This is a genomic window from Candidatus Electronema sp. TJ, from assembly GCF_048287355.1.
Classification (GTDB): domain Bacteria; phylum Desulfobacterota; class Desulfobulbia; order Desulfobulbales; family Desulfobulbaceae; genus Electronema.
In genome coordinates, this window is record NZ_JBLWEP010000181.1 from 1 (window position 1) to 3247 (window position 3247).

8 protein-coding genes are annotated in these 3247 nt (G+C 51.5%); 3 read left to right on the forward strand and 5 right to left on the reverse strand.

Going from position 1 to position 3247, the window contains the following annotated elements; genetic code table 11:
* The first annotated feature begins 552 nt into the window (after nt 1–552).
* Both ACNKID_RS10845 and ACNKID_RS10850 read left to right on the forward strand, forming a co-directional pair.
* Nucleotides 553–834 carry a toxin gene (locus tag ACNKID_RS10845; protein WP_417913448.1) on the forward strand — a complete coding sequence of 94 codons (282 nt, stop codon included), beginning with the start codon at nt 553–555 and terminating at the stop codon, nt 832–834.
* Nucleotides 831–1103, forward strand: coding sequence for an antitoxin (locus ACNKID_RS10850; RefSeq protein ID WP_417913449.1), 273 nt, complete (start codon nt 831–833; stop codon nt 1101–1103). The genes ACNKID_RS10845 and ACNKID_RS10850 overlap by 4 nt, the downstream gene beginning before the upstream one ends.
* Here the strand turns inward: ACNKID_RS10850 and ACNKID_RS10855 are convergent.
* Genes ACNKID_RS10855 through ACNKID_RS10875 form a run of 5 tightly spaced genes read right to left on the reverse strand, consistent with a single transcriptional unit; the run spans nt 1100 to nt 2793 of the window.
* The gene (locus tag ACNKID_RS10855) at nt 1100–1588 is read right to left on the reverse strand and encodes a DEAD/DEAH box helicase (protein ID WP_417913450.1); all 489 of its coding nucleotides are present in this window, start codon (nt 1586–1588) and stop codon (nt 1100–1102) included. The genes ACNKID_RS10850 and ACNKID_RS10855 overlap by 4 nt on opposite strands.
* Before the next feature lie 57 nt (nt 1589–1645).
* Nucleotides 1646–1942: a BrnA antitoxin family protein gene (locus ACNKID_RS10860; protein ID WP_417913451.1), complete on the reverse strand. Its 297-nt coding sequence runs from the start codon at nt 1940–1942 to the stop codon at nt 1646–1648.
* Entirely contained in the window at nt 1896–2177 is a 282-nt protein-coding gene (locus ACNKID_RS10865; RefSeq protein WP_417913452.1) for a BrnT family toxin, read from the reverse strand. Before ACNKID_RS10865 ends, ACNKID_RS10860 begins: the two co-directional genes overlap by 47 nt.
* Nucleotides 2174–2497 carry a HigA family addiction module antitoxin gene (locus tag ACNKID_RS10870; RefSeq protein WP_417913453.1) on the reverse strand — a complete coding sequence of 108 codons (324 nt, stop codon included), beginning with the start codon at nt 2495–2497 and terminating at the stop codon, nt 2174–2176. Before ACNKID_RS10870 ends, ACNKID_RS10865 begins: the two co-directional genes overlap by 4 nt.
* Nucleotides 2498–2511: 14 nt before the next feature.
* Nucleotides 2512–2793, reverse strand: coding sequence for a type II toxin-antitoxin system RelE/ParE family toxin (locus ACNKID_RS10875; protein WP_417913454.1), 282 nt, complete (start codon nt 2791–2793; stop codon nt 2512–2514).
* Nucleotides 2794–3101: 308 nt separating this feature from the next.
* On the opposite strand from ACNKID_RS10875, the gene ACNKID_RS10880 reads away from it, so the two are divergent.
* Nucleotides 3102–3247: helix-turn-helix domain-containing protein (locus ACNKID_RS10880; protein ID WP_417913455.1), on the forward strand; the 146-nt coding region annotated here is incomplete at its 3' end.

The following is a 3247-nucleotide window of genomic DNA, read 5'->3' on the forward strand; positions in this document are numbered from 1 at the left end:
TCATTGTCCGCTACAATCTCAACTTGAGAGCATCACTTGCCATTTGACCACCACCGGGCAGCTTAACATCCTTTCAGAATTTTTGGGATAGGTTCATACAGCAAGTAAGAACCGCTTATCATTCCGAGCAGCACTATGAATTTCCTGCTGCCACGCTCTGAGATTTCTCCCGGCGGTCAAAATGACAAGATGGCAGAGGCAGGGGGCGCAGCAATGACAACGCTTACATCCCACTGATCATAACGCTATGATCGTATCGATCACATAGCACTATCATCTCCCTGCGCTGCGGACGCAGCATTTTTATTCCAGCTCCCTCTCTATTTCTCTTGACAAGTCCCTGTCTCCGCTTTACGATGCCAGATTCTGGTTATTCCAGAAATCATGCAAGGCAGTTAATCCCACACTTGGAGCGCAGCTATGGCGACGATCCTTTGGCGGCCAGAGATCAATTGATAGTAGGCGGAAGACGCGCTGCTCACCCTTGAAAAGGGGTACGTCTTCCGTGCCTTGCTGGCAAAGCTGGCGGAATACAAACGAGCAAGATGATCAATGGCATTTCATTGGAATGAGCAGAAAAATGAAGTATTGAAGAAAGAACAAGGCATCTCGTTCGAGCGGATCGTTGTTGCAATTGAAGAAGGGCATCTGCTCGATATTCTGGAGCATTCAAACAAAGAGCAATACGCAGACCAGATTGTCATCATTGTGGAAATTGGCCGCTATGCGGTCTGTGTTCCGGCAGTCGAGGAGGCGAACGGCGACTTTTTCCTGAAGACGCTGTTTCCATGCAGGAAATACACAAAGCGATATAAATTGGACGGCAAAAAATGAATGTGAACAACGAACAGGAACTGATTGATTCGGTTGAAAACGAAGAATGGAATTCTGTCAGCGACTTAGATTCGTTTAAAAAGCGATTGATGCAGGCTGCCGCTGAAACTTCGGCACGGGACTGTCAAATCAACGTGATGGTTTCCAAACGGGATGCCGAGGCGTTGAAGGCCAAGGCTCTGGAAGAGGGGGTTCCGTGGCAGACGCTTGTGACCAGCATTCTGCACAAGTATGTGACTGGAAGAATTGTGGAACGGCAGGGCTGTTAGTTGCTTTTCTGCCCACCGTGCGCAGTGCCTTGTCGCGGAGGATGACTTCCGCTAAGTTGGAGCGCGGGCTGAAAGATGCTCAGGCTGCGCTCATGCGCTTCGTCAATGATCAAGGTGTCATAACGGCGCAGGTCGCGGTCGCCCTGCGTCTCGGCCAGCAAAACCCCGTCGGTCATGAACTTGATCTTGTTCTGCGGGCCGGTGCGGTCGCTGAAGCGGAGCTTGCATCCAACCAGCTCCGGCGCGGCCAGTTCCTCCTGCACGCGCTCGGCCACTGAGATGGCGGCAATGCGGCGGGGCTGCGTGCAGCCGATCAGGCTCCTGCCTGCGGCCCGGCCAGCTTCCAAGTACATCTTGGGCAATTGGGTGGTCTTGCCGGAGCCAGTATCGCCCGCGACAACAACGACTTGGTGCTGCTGAATCGCTTGGATGACCGCATCCTTGGCGGCGTAGATGGGGAGTTGGGGTGGGTAGGTTATACGCATGAGGAATTGGCGGATTGAACAAAGGAAAGCGGGCGGAAAAAACAGTCCGGCAGGGCTTCACACAGCGTGCTTGGAATCAACATGCCGCTGAAGCACGGCGTTGAGTTCAGCCTGCCAGCCTTCGCCATGCGCTTTAAAGAATTCGACAATCTCCCTGTTAATGCGGACAGCGAGCTGCGGCTTTTTATGTCCCCTTTGTGCGCTCCGCTTCACGGGCCTGCCGTTCCGGTACAGTTTGCCCTCGGCAAAGAATTCGGCTGGCAGCTCAGGAATTTCGTCATATTCAGCCTGACTGATTTCATGGCTGTCACTCTTCGGAAAATTGCTCTTCAAACCAGCGGCATTCTCTTTCATTGGCTTTCCTCATGGAAATGATGCGGATGCTGCTGCCGCGTTTCGTATGAACCAGAACAACCAAACGACCGGCAAGCTCACCCATTGTTATTTCTCTTCTTTCGCCGTAATCCTGCCGTGTGTCTTCCCAAGTGATGCGGCGCGGACTGTTGAAGACCGTCGGCGCATCTTCAAAATCAAGGCCGCGCTCCTCCAAAGCATATTGCCGTTTTCTGCTGTCATATTCAATTTTCATTGCTTCATGCTGCGGCAGGTTTCCTCCCGATACCTATGCACTTCCTGCTTCAGCTTGCCTTGCAGCATGTCCTCAGCTTTCTCCAAATCATACCTGCTTTGCAGATTCATCCAGAACTGCGGCGACATGTCAAAGAAGATGCCAAGGCGCAATGCGGTGTCCGCGCTTATCGCTCTTTTCTGATGCACGATTTCATTGATTCTGCGCGGCGGAACAGACATGTCTTTGGCAAGCCGGTACTGGCTGATACCCATCGGCTGAAGAAATTTCTCAAGCAGGATTTTTCCTGGATGAATCGGAGGCATTTTCTGTGCTTTCATCGTCTGTCACCGTGTCAGTGGTAATCAACTATTTCAATATCCAATGCATCGCCGTCTTTCCACATAAAGCAGATGTGCCATTGGCCGTTAATCCGAATGCTGTGCTGACCTTTCCGGTCGTCTTTCAGCTCTTCCAATCTGTTGCCCGGAGGAATCCGCAGGTCATTCAAGGAGGTCGCGGCATCAAGAAGCACCAGCTTCTGGCGGGCCGCCTCCTGAATGTCCGGCGGCAGCTTCTTGGAAAATGCCCTGCCAAATATTTTTTTGCTTTCTTTGCAGCGGAACGATTTGATCATGCTGACATGATAACATCTTCCGGTAATAATGCAAGACGTTATCTTCGTAGGGCGGCATTCAGGAGAGGCTATAAACTCCTACCTTGGTAGAAGGCAAGCTCCTACACTACATAGGAGAGTGCCTTCTACCAAGGTAGGAGGATGCCTTCTAATTAAGGTAGGTTCTTTATCTACTGTGTAGGCACCTGAATCTGTATAGTCACGCTGGGGGCAAGCCGCTTTCAGTTGGAGTTTGCTATAAATTTTTTGACGAAGGGAGCATAGAGATGTATATAGCCAAAGCAGTATAAAGTGACTACAGTGTGCGCATGGCATACTCAATAGATTTTCGTCGGAAGATTTTGGAGAGCAAAGCCCGGGACGGTCTGAGCTTTGAAGAGACGGCCCAGCGTTTCGGAGTCAGCAAATCAAGCGTGAGCCGCTGGGCGAAGCGGCTTGAACCATGCCGCACCCG